11 protein-coding genes and 2 pseudogenes are annotated in these 14,891 nt (G+C 67.4%); 5 read left to right on the plus strand and 8 right to left on the minus strand.

What is annotated here, in order from left to right; translation table 11 throughout:
- Window positions 1-4 precede the first annotated feature (4 nt).
- The 5 genes from ACTIMF_RS13385 to ACTIMF_RS13405 form a co-directional block, all read right to left on the minus strand.
- On the minus strand, window positions 5-1,846 hold the full coding sequence (locus tag ACTIMF_RS13385) for an ABC-F family ATP-binding cassette domain-containing protein (protein ID WP_442350791.1): 1,842 nt from the start codon (window positions 1,844-1,846) through the stop codon (window positions 5-7).
- Between the two features lie 94 nt (window positions 1,847-1,940).
- Window positions 1,941-2,867 carry a 4-(cytidine 5'-diphospho)-2-C-methyl-D-erythritol kinase gene (locus tag ACTIMF_RS13390; protein WP_442350800.1) on the minus strand — a complete coding sequence of 309 codons (927 nt, stop codon included), beginning with the start codon at window positions 2,865-2,867 and terminating at the stop codon, window positions 1,941-1,943.
- Complete coding sequence (gene rsmA, locus ACTIMF_RS13395; RefSeq protein ID WP_442350792.1) at window positions 2,867-3,748, minus strand: 16S rRNA (adenine(1518)-N(6)/adenine(1519)-N(6))-dimethyltransferase RsmA; 882 nt, start codon at window positions 3,746-3,748, stop codon at window positions 2,867-2,869. The genes ACTIMF_RS13390 and rsmA overlap by 1 nt, the downstream gene beginning before the upstream one ends.
- A 37-nt stretch (window positions 3,749-3,785) precedes the next feature.
- The gene (locus ACTIMF_RS13400; protein WP_442350793.1) at window positions 3,786-4,898 is read right to left on the minus strand and encodes a transglycosylase family protein; all 1,113 of its coding nucleotides are present in this window, start codon (window positions 4,896-4,898) and stop codon (window positions 3,786-3,788) included.
- A 55-nt stretch (window positions 4,899-4,953) separates the two neighbouring features.
- Window positions 4,954-5,826, minus strand: coding sequence for a TatD family hydrolase (locus ACTIMF_RS13405; protein WP_442350794.1), 873 nt, complete (start codon window positions 5,824-5,826; stop codon window positions 4,954-4,956).
- A 92-nt stretch (window positions 5,827-5,918) separates the two neighbouring features.
- Here ACTIMF_RS13405 and ACTIMF_RS13410 point away from each other — a divergent pair, with 92 nt between their 5' ends.
- The 4 genes from ACTIMF_RS13410 (at window position 5,919) to ACTIMF_RS13425 (ending at window position 11,885) form a co-directional block, all read left to right on the plus strand.
- On the plus strand, window positions 5,919-6,617 hold the full coding sequence (locus tag ACTIMF_RS13410; RefSeq protein WP_442350795.1) for an HAD family hydrolase: 699 nt from the start codon (window positions 5,919-5,921) through the stop codon (window positions 6,615-6,617).
- An 87-nt stretch (window positions 6,618-6,704) separates the two neighbouring features.
- Window positions 6,705-9,083 (plus strand): glycoside hydrolase family 65 protein, encoded by a 2,379-nt coding sequence (locus ACTIMF_RS13415; RefSeq protein WP_442350801.1) that lies wholly within the window; start codon window positions 6,705-6,707, stop codon window positions 9,081-9,083.
- 31 nt (window positions 9,084-9,114) lie between these two features.
- Complete coding sequence (gene metG, locus ACTIMF_RS13420) at window positions 9,115-10,680, plus strand: methionine--tRNA ligase (RefSeq protein WP_442350796.1); 1,566 nt, start codon at window positions 9,115-9,117, stop codon at window positions 10,678-10,680.
- Window positions 10,681-10,724: 44 nt separating this feature from the next.
- Window positions 10,725-11,885: an aminodeoxychorismate synthase component I gene (locus ACTIMF_RS13425; RefSeq protein ID WP_442350797.1), complete on the plus strand. Its 1,161-nt coding sequence runs from the start codon at window positions 10,725-10,727 to the stop codon at window positions 11,883-11,885.
- Here the strand turns inward: ACTIMF_RS13425 and ACTIMF_RS13430 are convergent.
- From ACTIMF_RS13430 to ACTIMF_RS13440, 3 genes and pseudogenes are all read right to left on the minus strand, one after another.
- Window positions 11,868-13,054 (minus strand): annotated as a pseudogene (locus ACTIMF_RS13430) (tellurite resistance/C4-dicarboxylate transporter family protein). The gene ACTIMF_RS13425 and the pseudogene ACTIMF_RS13430 overlap by 18 nt on opposite strands.
- The gene (gene rsmI / locus ACTIMF_RS13435; protein WP_442350802.1) at window positions 12,987-13,790 is read right to left on the minus strand and encodes a 16S rRNA (cytidine(1402)-2'-O)-methyltransferase; all 804 of its coding nucleotides are present in this window, start codon (window positions 13,788-13,790) and stop codon (window positions 12,987-12,989) included. Before rsmI ends, ACTIMF_RS13430 begins: the two are co-directional and overlap by 68 nt.
- Window positions 13,791-13,903: 113 nt before the next feature.
- A complete protein-coding gene (locus ACTIMF_RS13440) occupies window positions 13,904-14,515 on the minus strand; it encodes a TetR/AcrR family transcriptional regulator (RefSeq protein WP_442350798.1) in 612 nt (203 codons plus the stop codon).
- A gap of 139 nt (window positions 14,516-14,654) precedes the next feature.
- On the opposite strand from ACTIMF_RS13440, the pseudogene ACTIMF_RS13445 reads away from it, so the two are divergent.
- Window positions 14,655-14,891 (plus strand): annotated as a pseudogene (locus ACTIMF_RS13445) (dolichyl-phosphate-mannose--protein mannosyltransferase); the annotation flags it as partial.

The raw sequence follows: 14,891 nt of genomic DNA on the forward strand, positions 1-14,891 counted from the left end.
TACGTCAGCCGACTATCTCCGAAAGTTCCAACCAACGCTCTTCGAGTCGCTCGGTCTCGGACTCCGCGGCCCGCAGCCTCTCGGTGAGTTCGCCGAGGCCTGTGTAGTCGCTCTGGTCGTGGGCCGCCATCTCGTCATGCAGCTTCGCTACCTGCGAGGACAGCTTCTCCATCTTGCGTTCGACGGCGTTGAACTCCTTGCGAGCCGCCTGATGCTGAGCGGGGGTCACGGTGCTGTCGTCGGACGAGTCGCCGCGGCTCGATACCTTGCTCGCCGACGACGTCTTCGCAGCGGTCTTGGTCGGCTTCTTGTCGTCTGAGGCCCGCCGCTCGAGGTACTGCTCGATACCGCGCGGCAGATTCGTCAGCTCGCCGTCGCCGAACAGCGCCCAGGTGGAGTCGCAGATCCGCTCGATCAGATACCGGTCGTGGCTGATCACCACGAGGGTGCCCGCCCACGAGTCGAGCAGATCCTCGACCTGTTGCAGGGTGTCGATGTCCAAGTCGTTGGTCGGCTCGTCGAGTAGCAGCACGTTGGGTTCACTCATCAGGACTGCAGTGAACTGCAGGCGACGACGTTCGCCACCGGACAGGTCGCCGACCGGTGTGCGCTGTCTGGCGGGCGAGAACCCGAGTCGCTCGGCGAGCTGGCTCGCCGAGATCTCCTTGTCGCCCAACATGATGTAGCCGGCGACGGACTCGACGACGTCGATCAACCGCAACGACTCGTCGAGATCGTCGAGCTCCTGTCGCAGCCAGCCGATCGAGACCGTCTTGCCCTCGATCCGCTTACCCGGTGCCACGGAGACGTCCCCCGCGAGAGCACGCAGCAAGGTCGTCTTCCCCGAGCCGTTGACGCCGACCAGACCGATCCGCTCGCCGGGCGCGAGCCGCCACGTGGTGTCGTTCAACAGGACTCGGCCCGATTCACCGTCCGACGACGGCGTCGTGAGCCGGGCGTCCTCCAGTTCGATCGCGACGCGTCCGAGGCGCCGTTTGGCGAACGACGACAAGGCCACGGTGTCACGTGGCGGCGGGACGTCGGAGATGAGCTTCTCGGCCGCCTCGATCCGGTACTTGGGCTTGGACGTCCTGGCCGGCGCGCCGCGGCGCAGCCATGCGAGTTCTTTCCGCGCCAGATTGCGGCGGCGCTCCTCGGCCGCGTCGGCCTGCCGCGCACGCTCGGCACGGGCGAACACCCAGTCGTTGTAACCACCGTCGTACTCGTCGACGCGCCCGGCGTGGACCTCCCACGTCCGCGTAGCGACGGTGTCGAGGAACCAGCGGTCGTGCGTCACGACGATCAACGCGCTGCGACGCTTGGTCAGATGCTCTGCGAGCCAGTGCACGCCTTCGATGTCGAGGTGGTTCGTCGGCTCGTCGAGGATCAGGAGATCCGCGTCGGTGACCAGGGCGGCAGCCAACGCGGTACGACGACGCTGCCCACCGGACAGTCGTCCCACCTCCCGGTCGAGGAGTCCGTCGACACCGATTCCTTCGATGATCCCGCGGATCCGCGGATCCGACGCCCACTCGTGCTCGGCGACCCCGACTCCGACGACCACATCGGCGACTGTCTGATCGGCAGGCATCTCGCCGCGCTGAGTGACTGTCGCGACCACTGCGCCACCGACTCGTGACACACGTCCGGCGTCGGGTTCAGTGATGCCTGCGATGATCTCGAGCAGCGTCGTCTTACCGCCACCGTTGAGACCCACGACGCCGATCCGCTCGTTCTCGTGTACGCCGACGCTCACTTCGTCGAGCAGCGGTGCGATCCCGAAGCTCTTGCTGATCCGCTCCGCGGTGATCAGCGCGGTGTTGGTGCCGTTGTTGACCGAGGCCATAATCAGTTCCTAGTGCGTCGTCGTGGAGTCGGGGTCGTTGTGGAGTGGGGTCGTCGTGGAGTGGGGCCGTCGCTCGAGCTGCTGCGGAACGCGGTCAACGGGTGCCGTCGACGGGAATCAGCCTGGCTCCGGCGACGGGACCGGACGCGGTGCGCACCGCTTTGGCCACACCCGAACCGGACAGCTCGGCGGCCACGCGGACCGCAGCGTCGGCGTCGGCGCACAGGAAAGCGCAGGTCGGGCCCGACCCCGAGACGATGCCCGCCAGAGCGCCGGCCTCACGTCCGGCCCGCAGGGTCCGACGCAGCAACGGTTGCAACGATAACGCGGCGGGCTGTAGATCATTGTGGAGCAGCGGAGCGACCGCATGCACGTCGCCCGACGCGACGGCAACCATCAGCTCGTCCGGACGGGTGGTCCCGGCATCGGTCCTGCGGTCGCCCGCGGCACGCAGCCGGTCGAGCTCACGGTAGACGTCGGGCGTCGACAGCCCGCTTCCCGACACCGCGAGCACCCAATGGAACTCACCGCGATGCAGAACGGGCAACAGCCGCTCACCACGACCGGTGCCGAGCGCCGCCCCGCCCGCAAGCAAGAACGGGACGTCCGACCCGAGCGTCGCCGCGACCTCCATGAGGTCCGTGCGCGGCAGATCGACGCGCCAGAGTCGTGCAACCGCGACCAACGCTCCCGCAGCGTCGGCCGAGCCGCCCGCCATCCCGCCTGCGACGGGGATGTGCTTGTCGATGGTGACCGCGACGTTGGGTTCACGTCCGAGCCGCTCGGCCAACGCGATGACGGCTTTGGCCGCAAGGTTCGACGTGTCCGACGGGACCGCACGACGGTTCTCTCCGGTGACGGTGACGGTCAGTCGGTCGGCGGGACGAACGGTGATGTCGTCGAACAGTCCGAGCGCACAGAACACTGTGGAAAGCTCGTGGAATCCGTCCTCGCGCAACGGTCCGACGCCCAGATGCAGGTTGATCTTCGCGGGGACTCGTGCGGTGGCTCCGCCGATCATCATGGTTCGAGGATATCCGCGGGTTCGGCGACCGCTGCGGCGTCGGCGAGTCGGACGAAGTCGTCGACGGCGAGCCGTTCGCCGCGGATCTGGGGATCGATGTCGGCGGCGCGAAGGAGTTCCTCGGCACGACCCGGGCTGCCCGCCCACGACGCCAGCGCCGAGCGCATCGTCTTGCGTCGCTGAGCGAAGGCCGCATCGATCGCGGCGAACGTCCGCCGACGGTGCTCCGGATCGGTGCCGAACCGGTCGGTGCGCTCCACACGCACGAGCCCTGACTCGATCTTCGGCGCCGGCCAGAAGACGTGCTTACCGATCGAACCGGCGCGGGCGACGTCGCCGTAGTACCTGGCTTTCACGCTCGGCACTCCGTAGATCCGTCCGCCCGGCGTCGCGGCGAGCCGATCGGCGACTTCTGCCTGCACCATGACGAGCGCCGTCCGTATGGCCGGGAACCGCGCCATCAGGTTCAGCAAGACGGGTACCGCCACGTTGTACGGCAGATTCGCGACCAGCGCGGTCGGTGCGACAGGGAGATCTGCGGGCTCGACGACGAGGGCGTCCGCGGTGACCACGTCGAGTGAGTCGGCCTCGTCGGGCGCATACTCGGCAACAGTCAGCGGAAGTCGCGTCGCCAGTTTCGGATCTATCTCAACGGCGACCACACGTCCCGCGGTACCGAGTAACGCGAGAGTCAGCGAGCCAAGCCCCGGCCCGACCTCGAGGACGACATCGTCGGCGCCCACTCCGGACGATGCGACGATCCGCCGGACGGTGTTCGCATCGTGGACGAAGTTCTGTCCGAGTGTCTTCGTGGGTCGGACGTCCAGGTCCGCGGCCAGTGCACGGATCTCAGAGGGGCCGAGGAGTCGAGGAGGCATAGACCTCAAGGATAGACCGGACCCGACGTTCAGCGGGTCAGCGCATCCCCAGCTGCGATGTGCACGACGGCCATGCGCCCCAGCCCTGCGCGGCCTGCGTCTTCTTGGCGACCGCGATCTGCTCTTCACGGGTCGCGAGGTCGGCGCGCGGTGCGTACTCCTGGCCGCCCCAGCGGTCCCAGGTGTTCTGATCGAACTGGATACCGCCATAGAAACCGTTGCCGGAGTTGACCGCCCAGTTGCCGGTCGACTCGCACTGCGCGAGACGGTCCCACACGCCGTAGGGGACGTGCGGTGCGCCGGGCTTGGTGCCGACGGTGACCGTGCTCGGGGTCGGCTTCTCGATGACGTCTTCAGACACCTTGGTCTTCTTGACTACCTTGCCGTTGCGAGTGGTGATCTTGTACGTCACCTTCGACTTGCCGGGCTTGCCCTTCTTGGTGACGTCGCGCTTGCCCGAGGTCATCTCGGGGTCCTTCTTCTCGATCTCCGGCGACTTCACGACCTCGTCGACGGTGACCTCTTCGGTCTTGATGCGAGTCACCTTGATGACCATGTCCTTGCGGACCGCCGTATCGGCGGCCGGGAACACCTTGTCCGTGGGCGAGAGCGGATCGCCTGCGGCGTTGAGCAGTTCGCCGACGGTCTTCGCGGCGATCGTCGGGCGCGAGACGTCGGAGCCGTCACGCAGGACGACACGCTTGGGCAGCGTCACATCGAGGTCGGCGCCCTTCACGGGGAGTGGAGCGTCGAGGCTGTCGTCGACAGCTCCGGAAGCCAGCCCGTGCTCGACGAGGACCTGACGCACGTTCGAAGCGTTGGTGGTGACGGTCTCCGGCTTGCCGTCGACAAGCAGCGTCACCTCTTTGAGGCGATCGACCGCGATCGTCTGATCGTCGGCCAACGAGCTCGACAGCGGAGCGCTGACCAAGTCGCCGCTCGCCGGTTCGACGCCGTTCTCACGGAGAACGTCCTCGACGGAGAACGCCATCGTGTTGACGGTGGTCTGCTCACCGTCGACGGCGAGAGTCACCTCTCGATGCATGACGGCACCGGTGACGGCACCGGCTGCCACCGTGGAGGCAACAGCGGCCACCGCGAGGCGGGCACGCACCGAGGTAGACGTGTTAATTCGTGTGAAGACAGACAAGGCTCAACATCCTGACTAGTTCCGGGATCACGATACGGTAACGAACAGGTGGTGGTTACCGCAACGACAGCGAGTACGCACGCGCCGCGTTCGCGCCCAGAATCGTCGCGATCTCCTCGTCTTCGAGCCCCTTCACCGCCGCCAGACCGCGCGCCGTATACGGGAGGCAATACGACTGATTTGGCTGGCCACGATAGGGATGCGGGGTCAGGAACGGGGCGTCCGTCTCCACCAACATCAGCCTCGTCGGGGTGATATCGGCTGCGGCACGCAATTCGTCGGAGTTGGCGAAGGTCACAGTCCCGGAAAAGCTCAAGTAGTAGTTTCGATCTACACATTCGGCGGCGATCGCACGATCTCCGGAGAAGCAGTGCATCACGACCGTGTCCGGGCTGCCTTCGGCGGCGAGCACGTCGAGCAGATCGCGGTCGGCCTCCCGGTTGTGAATCATCAGCGTCTTGCCGGACCGCTTGGCGAGATCGATGTGCCAGGCGAACGCGTCCCGCTGAACGGACGGGGCCGCGCAATCGTCCGACCGCGTCGTCCAGTAGTAGTCCAAGCCGGTCTCACCGATCGCGACGACCCGCTCGTCAGCGACCATCGCCTCGATCTCGGCGCGGGAGGCGTCGTCGAGGTCGGCGGCATGGGTCGGATGCAGCCCGACGGCGGCGAACGCTCGGGAGTCCCAGTGCGCGGCCTTCAGCGCCCACCGCGCATCGACCATGTCGTCGGCGACGGTCACCACATGCGAGACGCCGACCGCCTCCGCGTGATCGAGGATGGCGTGAACGGCCTCGGGGGTGCGCCCGCCGTACGCGGCGAGGTGTGTGTGCGCGTCGATGAGGCCGGGTAACGGCGTCGGATCGGGTGGCGGCGTACTACGGCGGTTCTTCTTACTGCTGGAACTCACGAGACCACTGTGCCGCATCGACGACCCGGGCCTGCAATCGCGCGGTGCCGGGTCGGCGCGGCCGCTCGGCCGACGCGCGCGGGACGGCTCGGCCCGGTAGCCTCGTATCGATGCTGGGGTTACCTGACGATGTCACCGTCGCACTCTTCGACCTGGACGGGGTCCTGACGACGACCGCCGTCCTCCACAAGTCCGCCTGGAAGAACGCGTTCGACGCGTTCCTCGCCGAGCGCGGCGACGATTCCGGACCGTTCACCGACCGTGATTACCTCGCATACGTCGACGGGCGGCCCCGCCTCGACGGTGTCCGCAGTTTCCTCGACTCCCGCGGCATAGACGTCGACGACGCCACCGCCGAAACGATCGCCGAGTCGAAGAACACCGAGTTCCTCGAGGTTCTCGACCACGACGGAGTCACCGCCTACCCCGGCTCGGTGCGCTACCTGAACGCCGCGCGCGAGGCCGGGCTACGGATCGCTGTGGTCACGTCGTCGAAGAACGGTGCGCGAGTCCTCGACGCGGCTGATCTCTCCCAGTTCGTCGAACACCGCGTCGACGGGAACACGATCGTCGAGGAGCACCTCGCGGGCAAGCCTGCCCCCGACTCGTATCTGCGCGGAGCGCAACTGATGGGCATCGACCCCGTGCACGCCGCCGTCTTCGAGGACGCCATCTCCGGCGTGGCCTCCGGAGCAGCGGGCGGGTTCGGCTACGTCGTCGGCATCGATCGTGTCGGCGGCGACCAGGCCGACTCCATGCGAGCCGCCGGCGCCTCTATCGTCGTGACAGACCTCGACGACCTCCTGTAGAGCGGAAGGACCCCGCCAGTGACGGACCCGATCGCCGCCGATCTCGCGCACACCACGCACGGCGACACCTCAAGCCACTCGGACACGATGCATGTGCCGACCCACGGCACCCGCCCCGACCATGGTTTCGACGTGCACCCGTGGGAACTGCGGTGGCGCGGTTTCGACATCGACACCATCGGCCGCACCGAAGCGCTCTTCGCGCTCTCGAACGGTCATATCGGCCTGCGCGGCACGTTCGAGGAAGGCGAGCCGGTCGATGTGCCCGGCACGTACCTCAACGGCTTCTACGAGACGCGTGACCTCCCTTACGCCGAGAGCGGCTACGGATTCCCGGAAGCCGGGCAGACCGTCGTCAACGTGACCGACGGCAAGATCATCCGACTCCTCGTCGAAGACGAGCCGATGGACCTGCGCTACGGCAGCACCGTCGAACACGAGCGGGTCATGGACTTCAAGACCGGCACTCTGAAGCGGGAGACCCTCTGGACCTCGCCGACCGGGCGCACCGTGCGGATTCGGTCCGAACGACTCGTCTCCTTCACTAAACGAACTGTCGCCGCGATCCGCTACGAGGTGGAGCCGATCGGCGAGGACATGAAGCTCGTACTCCAGTCGGACCTGCTCGCCAACGAGCCGATCGGCGGCCCCGGCGGCAAATCCGCTGCCGACGATCCGCGCTTGAGCGCGGCCTTGGACAAGCCGCTGGTCGCCGACCTCGCCGACTGCGAGGACTATTCGGCGGTGCTCGTGCACCACACGAGGCGTTCGGCGTTGACCGTGGCCGCGGCGATGGATCACGAGATCGAGCTGCCTGCCAGCGGAGACACATCGATCCGCGCAGACGGCGACCTCGCCCGCCTCACCGTGGCCGCAGCGGTTCCACAGGGCTCGAAGATCGTCCTGACCAAGTTCCTCGGCTACGGCTGGTCGGCGCGCCGCAGCGTGCCGGCACTCCGCGCCCAGGTGGACGCCGCGATCGCGATGGCTCGAGAAACCGGCTGGGACGCACTGAAAACCGAACAGGAGGAGTACCTCCACGATTTCTGGGCCGACGCCGACGTCGAGGTCGACGGCGATTCGGAGATGCAGCAGGCGATCCGCTTCTCGCTGTTCCACGTGCTGCAGGCGGGAGCGCGCGGACAGTCCCGCGCGATCCCAGCCAAGGGGCTGACCGGTCCGGGCTACGACGGCCACACCTTCTGGGACACCGAGACGTTCGTTCTGCCGATGCTCACCTACACGGTGCCCGCCGCCGCAGGTGAAGAACTCCGGTGGCGTCACGGCACCATGGACAAAGCCAAGGCACGCGCAGCCGAACTCGGCGAGACCGGCACGATGTTCCCGTGGCGGTCGATCAACGGCGACGAGTGCTCAGGCTACTGGCCCGCCGGCACCGCGGGTGTCCATGTGTCGGCCGACATCGCGAACGCGACGGCCCGGTACATCCGCGCCACCGGCGACGAGGCATTCGAGATCGAGTGCGGCGTAGAACTCCTCACCGAGATCGCACGCTTCTTCACCGGGCTCGGCCACCACGACGCCAACGGCCGCTTCCGCATCGACGGGATCACCGGTCCCGACGAGTACACGGCGATCGTCAACAACAACCTGTTCACCAACCTCGCCGCGCAGCAGGCGTTGCGAGACGCGGTGACCGCCGTCGGACGGCACCCGAGCGTCGCCCGACGTCTGGGCGTCGCGGCCGCCGAGACGGCATTGTGGACCTCGTGCGCCGACGACATGGCCATCCCGTACGACGAGTCGCTCGGCGTCCACCAGCAGTCGGAGGCGTTCACCCTGCTCGCGCCGTGGGACTTCGAGCGTTCCCGCGGGCGGTACCCGCTGCTGCTCAACTACCCGTACTACGACCTGTACCGCAAACAGGTCGTGAAGCAGGCCGACCTCGTTTTCGCCATGTATCTGTTCGGCGACCACTTCACGCCCGCACAGAAGCTCGCGAACTTCGACTACTACTATCCGATCACCGTGCGCGACTCGTCGCTGTCGGCGTGCTGTGAAGCGGTCGCGGCGGCCGAGGTCGGCTACCTCGACCTCGCTTACGATCTGATGAGCGAATCGGTGTTCACGGACCTGCACGACCTGCACTCGAATGTCTCGTCCGGTCTGCATATCGCGGCGCTCGCGGGCGCGTGGACCGACTGCGTGGCCGGGTTCGGCGGCATGCGTGACTTCGGCGGCGCCATCACGTTCGCGCCGCAGCTCCCGCGTCAGCTCAGCTACATGAGTTTCCGCATGGTGGTCCGCGAGTCACGGATCATCGTCGCCGTCGACTCCGAATCGGCGACGTACCGCCTGATGTCCGGTCCAACGATCGAACTCGCGCACCACGGCGAACGCTTCATTCTCGGCGACACCCCGGTCCGTAAGGCGATCGAGCAGCCGACGCCGAAACACCCGCCCGCGGCGCCCGCGGGGTGCGAGCCGTACCGCCGCTCACTCTGACCATCTCGCGGCGACTATCCTTGGGAACACTATGGTCAACGCTCCCGCCGCAGGCGCATCTTCCGGGCACGCTCGTCCGTTCTACATCACGACAGCCATCGCGTACCCGAACGGCGCCCCGCACATCGGACACGCGTACGAGTTCATCTCGGCGGATGTACTCGCCCGATTCAAGGCGCTCGACGGTTACGACGTGCGTTTCCAGTCGGGCACCGATGAGCACGGTCAAAAGATGCAGCAGACGGCGCTGGCCGAGGGCGTGTCCACCGCCGACCTTGCCCGACGCAACTCCGACCGATTCGAAGCGCTGCACACCGCGCTCGGCACCGATCTGAGCAGGTTCATCCGCACCACCGACGACGACCACCATCGGGCGTCGGAGGAGATCTGGAAGCGGATGGAGGCCGCCGGCGACATCTACCTCGACTCGTATGCCGGCTGGTACGACGTGCGCGACGAGGCGTTCTTCACCGAGGACGAGACGAGCGTCAACGACGACGGCGACCGCATCGCCACCGAGAACGGCCACACGCTGACGTGGACCGAAGAGCAGACGTACTTCTTCCGGCTGTCGAAGTACACCGAGCCGTTGCTCGAGTTGTATCGCGAGCACCCGGAGTTCATCGGACCGGACACACGCCGCAACGAGGTCGTCCGGTTCGTCGAGGGCGGACTCAACGATCTGTCGATCTCGCGCACCACGTTCGACTGGGGCGTCAGAGTCCCGGGAAGCCCCGAACACGTCATGTATGTGTGGGTCGACGCGCTCACCAACTACCTGACCGGCGTCGGCTTCCCCGACGATCCGGAGACGTTGGAGCGATACTGGCCTGCCGACCTGCACATCATCGGTAAGGACATCATCAGGTTCCACTGCGTGTACTGGCCTGCGTTCCTGATGAGCGCGAACATTCCGGTGCCCCGACGCGTCTTCGCGCACGGCTTCTTGAACAACAAGGGCGAGAAGATGAGCAAGTCGATCGGCAACGTCGTCGATCCGCACGCTCTCATCTCCGAGTTCGGGCTCGATCCGGTCCGCTACTTCTTTCTCCGCGAGGTCTCGTACGGGCAGGACGGTTCGTATTCGGCTGAGGCCATCGTCTCCCGGAAGAACGCGGATCTGGCCAACGAGTACGGCAACCTCGCGCAGCGAACTCTGTCGATGATCGGCAAGTACTTCGATTCGACGGTTCCGGAGCCCGGCGAGTTCGGCGCCGACGACCGTGCGCTGCTCGACACCGCCGACGGCCTGCTCGAGCAGGTGCGCGACCACTTCGACTCGCAGGCCATCCATCTGGGCCTGGAAGCGCTGTGGTCGGTGCTCGCCGACGCGAACCGTTACATCTCGGCGCAGGAGCCGTGGAAGCTCGCCAAGACGGACCTCGAGCGGACCGGCACCGTTCTGTACGTATGCGCCGAGGTGGTGCGGATCGTGACACTGCTGGCACAGCCCACGATGCCTGCGTCCACCGCGACCCTGCTTGACCTACTGGCGATCGACGCCGACGCGCGAACCTTCGCCGCCGCCACCGATCGTCTGGCCCCGGGCGCCGTCCTCCCGAAGCCGCACCCGGTGTTCCCGCGCCACGAGGTCTAGACGTCGCTGCGCCCGGCGAGCGATCGAAGCGAGTCGAATCCACCATGGTCGTTGCCTCCCCGTTAGACGTTCTGGCCGCGTTGCGGGCCCGTACCGTGATCGACGGCCGCCCGCCGCCTGCCGCCCTGGTCGGTCGGTGGTTCGACGCTGACGCGGTGATCGCGCCGTCGATCGACGTCCGCTCCGGCGTCGGTCCACCCGACCGACCGGACCGTTTCTGGCTCGGCGCCTTCTCGTACGCTCCGCCCGGCCAGCCACCCGACGTGGTCGGCGGACTCTGCGACGGCCTCCTCCTGTTACGAGAGGGCGCCTGGATCTGGGAGTCGGTCGACGGTTCGTCGTGTCCCGGCTGGGTCGCCGAATGCCTCGACGAACCGCTTGCCCACCCGCTCCCGTGGGCGGCCTCGTGGACGCCGCCACGCAAAGAACCCCACGTGGACGCGGTGGCCCGATGCCTCGACGCGATCGTCGACGGAGACATCTATCAGGCGTGCGTCTGCACACGGTTCACCGGAGTGCTCGACGGCGACCCACTCGGCTTCTTCTGCGACGTCGCTGCTGCGGGCGCCCCCGCGAAGGGCGCATGGCTGTCGGGCGAGTGGGGATCGATCGCGAGTTTCTCCCCCGAGCAATTCCTCGACCGACGGCGCGACGTCGTCTCCTCCTCCCCCATCAAGGGCACGGCGCCGGCCCACGTCGACCCGTCGGTGCTGGCGGCGTCCACGAAGGACATCGCCGAGAACGTGATGATCGTCGACCTCGTCCGCAACGATCTCGGGCGCGTTGCGACGACCGGGTCCGTGCAGGTCACCGAACTCCTCTCGGTGGTTCGCGCGCCGGGCGTCTGGCATCTCGTGTCGACGGTGCAGGCCACCCTGCCGTCCGACGTGGGCAACGACGCGCTGCTGGCGTCGACGATGCCTCCCGCGTCGGTCACCGGCACCCCGAAGATCCGAGCCGCGGCCTTGCTGTCTGACTGGGAAGAACACGAACGCGGGGTCTACTGCGGTGCCGTCGGCATCGCCGGGCCCGACGGCCTCCTCGATCTCTCGGTGGCGATCCGCACCGTGGCCGTCGCCGTCGACGGCGCGCTGACGCTCGGCGTCGGCGGCGGCATCACCGCCGACTCCGATCCCGACGTCGAATGGCAGGAATGTTTGGACAAGGCTGCCGCGACCGTCGACGCCTCACTGACTCGCAGGTGATTGGGCGTCAAATGGCGGGCGCCGTACCAGCAGCCGCCCCTGCGTGACCACCATCGCGCAGAACGTGGCGACCCACGCGAGGCACGCCAGCCAGATCTCGGCGTTTCCGATGCCGTTGACGATCGGCAGGTCGTGCGCGGTGCCGAGGGTACGGCTGGCCACGCCGTACATGCCGAGAGGGAAGATGATGGTCCACAGGCCGACCTCGTAGCGCAGCGGCACGCGGTGGACGACGTGACGCCAGTATCCGGCGACGAGCAGCGCGGGCACCAACCAGGTGCCGAACGCCCACAGCAGGAACGTCCCCGCGGCGACTGTCGGACCGACGACCTCGGTGAGCGGCACGGGCTTCATCGTCTCCACGTGCGAGCCGGCAACCACTGAGATCGCCGTCGCCCCCATCGCCACCCAGTACGCACCCGAGACGTCTTCGGGTGCCGGGCGCGCGAGCAGGAGTCGTGCCGCGACGAAGACGGCGACCGCCACGTATAGGAAGACGCCGATCGACCAGCAGGATACGGCGAGCAACGCCAACTCGGTGCCCAGGCCGGGGAGCCTCGGCTGCAGACTCGACGCCAGGCGGCCACCGCCTGTGTCGCCACCACCCAGACGAACCAACTGCCGTCCGCGCGCCGCAGCGGGGCCTCGTCGCCCCGCGCGACGAACGCTGTCGCCGGGAGGACGTAACCGAGGATCAGCCAACTGACCGCGGTGACGCCGAGTGCGACCTCGGCGATTCCGACGTGCCCGTCGAGAAGCACTCGGTCGCCGAGAACGCCGGTGGCCGCGACGAAGGTGAAGAATCCGAACGTCCGTGTCGGCATTCGCAGGTCGACGGCGACCGCCGCGCGATATCGCACGAACCGGTCAAGATAGGCGAGCACGAGGACGCAGTACGCGACGGCGCCGACCCACATGAGGATCGCCGACGGTGCGGTCCACCCCTGGACATGCATCGCAACGGAGACGATTCCGGTGGCCATGACCATCGCGAAGCTCGCCGGATTGAGACCTCGGATCGTTCTCTGGAGCACGTGTGTATACATACCCTGAACCGACCCGGGAACAGCATTGAACGCACCCGTGTGGCACGGGAGTGCTCTACTCGCGCGCGGCGAGCACCGCCTGGTACACGTCCCGTTTGGAGAAACTGGTTCCCGCCGCCGCATCAGCGCAGGCGTCCTTGAGTCGGACTCCGCGGTCTGCCGATGCCTGAGCCTGCACGACGAGGTCGTCGATGGACGCTGTCTCGTCCACGGCTGCGGCGCCGGCGACCACGACGGTGATCTCGCCGCGCACCCCGTCCACCGCCCACTGGGCGAGCTCGCCGAGCCCGCCGCGGCGGACCTCCTCGTATGTCTTGGTTAGTTCTCGGCACACTGCGGCGCGACGGTCGTCACCGAGCACCTGTGCGGCGTCGGCGAGCGTCTGCGCCAGCCGGTGCGGCGACTCGAAGAAGACGACGGTCCGCTGCTCGGTGCGCAGACTCGACAGCCAGTCGTGGCGGGCTCCGGGCTTGCGCGGCGCGAAGCCGTCGAAGGCGAACCGCTCGGACGGCATCGCCGACAACGCGAGCGCCGTGGTGACCGCGGACGGGCCGGGAAGACAGGTGATGCGCAGCCCCTCGTCGGCGCAGGCGACGACGAGACGGTAGCCGGGGTCGCTCACCGACGGCATGCCCGCGTCGGTCACGAGAAGCACCCTCGCCCCTGCCCCGATCTCGGCGACGAGCTTCGGTGCGCGAGCGGCTTCGACCTGGTCGTAGTAGCTGACGATGCGGCCAGTGATCTCGACGCCGAGCGACGCCGCGAGCGCTTTGGTGCGACGAGTGTCCTCGGCGGCGACGACGTTCGCGGTCGCGAGTGCTTCTCGCAAACGGGCGGATGCGTCGTCGGGGCGGCCCATCGGGGTGCCCGCCAGGATCAGCACGCCTGCCTCATCGCTGTTCCGGTAACCGTCGTCCCTGCTGTCCGCACCCACGGTGTCCAGGCTACGGGTCCCGCGACGACCCGGGTGCGTCACTCCAGGTAGCCGAGAATCAACGTCACGGCGCTCTCGACGACGGCGTTCACGCGTTCGCGCGATCCGGTGCCGAACCAGCACAAGGTGATTCCGTCCGACAACGCGATGACTGTCGGTGCCAGGTCTGCGGTCGGCCGGCTCCACACGCATCCACTGATCCGCGCAGCCTCGTCGAGAACGCGGGCACCGATGTCGTAGTAGCCGTCGTACAGTCGCTCGGCGAGATGTTCGAGTCCGGGCGTCCGCCGTGCGTACAGCGCGAGACCGATCAGCACCTGTTGTCGCGAGGGGTCGGTGATCGCGTTCTCCGCGAAGGCGAGCAGGCCCGCGCGAATGAGGTCTTCCATCGTCGCGTCGCCGACCGGGAAATCGGCGAGGGTCCCCAGCCACCCGTTCATGGAGTCGAGTTCCTGCGCGACTCCGTGCTCGACAACGGCGGCCAGCAGCTCGTCGCGCGAGGAGAACGCGTAGAAGATGCTCGACTGCCCCATCTTCGCTTCCCTCGCGATGCGCCGCGTGGTGGCGGCCTCCACGCCGTCGGCGGCGATGACGCGCAGTGCCGCGGCGATCGCCGCCTCACGCCGCTCCTCCAGGGTGAGCCGTGCCATTGCTACAACCTCGAATCTCGTCGTCAACTCCACAACGCGCCGGATCGGCGGTCGTACCTCGACCGATCGACACACAAGCCTCATCACTGTACGCGGCGTGTCGGCTGCGGCGAATCGACTTCGGCACGCAATGACTAGCATGTGTGAGGTGACGACTGCCCTTGCTGCCGACGCCGACCCCTCCGCGGGTCGGCCGCAGACCGAGGACCTCGGCACACGTCCCGGCCCCGCAGCACCTGAACCAGTGTTCGGTGCGACTGATCGCCTGCGCGGCACGGTGGTCGGCGTCGTGCTCACAGTGGTCGCCGTGCTCACCCGGTTCTGGGATCTGACGCATCCCACGGACGGCGGCACACCGGTCTTCGACGAGAAACAC

Source organism: Gordonia sp. (in: high G+C Gram-positive bacteria) (genome assembly GCF_052106715.1).
Taxonomy (GTDB): Bacteria; Actinomycetota; Actinomycetes; order Mycobacteriales; family Mycobacteriaceae; genus Gordonia.

Excerpts from the sequence above, each read along its gene's own strand:
- rsmA (WP_442350792.1), bottom strand. The coding sequence starts at position 3,748 with ATGCCTCCTCGACTCCTCGGCCCCTCTGAGATCCGTGCACTGGCCGCG.
- rsmI (WP_442350802.1), bottom strand. The coding sequence starts at position 13,790 with ATGGGCCGCCCCGACGACGCATCCGCCCGTTTGCGAGAAGCACTCGCG.
- metG (WP_442350796.1), top strand. The coding sequence starts at position 9,115 with ATGGTCAACGCTCCCGCCGCAGGCGCATCTTCCGGGCACGCTCGTCCG.
- ACTIMF_RS13415 (WP_442350801.1), top strand. The coding sequence starts at position 6,705 with ATGCATGTGCCGACCCACGGCACCCGCCCCGACCATGGTTTCGACGTG.
- ACTIMF_RS13410 (WP_442350795.1), top strand. The coding sequence starts at position 5,919 with ATGCTGGGGTTACCTGACGATGTCACCGTCGCACTCTTCGACCTGGAC.
- ACTIMF_RS13390 (WP_442350800.1), bottom strand. The coding sequence starts at position 2,867 with ATGATCGGCGGAGCCACCGCACGAGTCCCCGCGAAGATCAACCTGCAT.
- ACTIMF_RS13405 (WP_442350794.1), bottom strand. The coding sequence starts at position 5,826 with ATGCGGCACAGTGGTCTCGTGAGTTCCAGCAGTAAGAAGAACCGCCGT.
- ACTIMF_RS13425 (WP_442350797.1), top strand. The coding sequence starts at position 10,725 with ATGGTCGTTGCCTCCCCGTTAGACGTTCTGGCCGCGTTGCGGGCCCGT.
- ACTIMF_RS13440 (WP_442350798.1), bottom strand. The coding sequence starts at position 14,515 with ATGGCACGGCTCACCCTGGAGGAGCGGCGTGAGGCGGCGATCGCCGCG.
- ACTIMF_RS13385 (WP_442350791.1), bottom strand. The coding sequence starts at position 1,846 with ATGGCCTCGGTCAACAACGGCACCAACACCGCGCTGATCACCGCGGAG.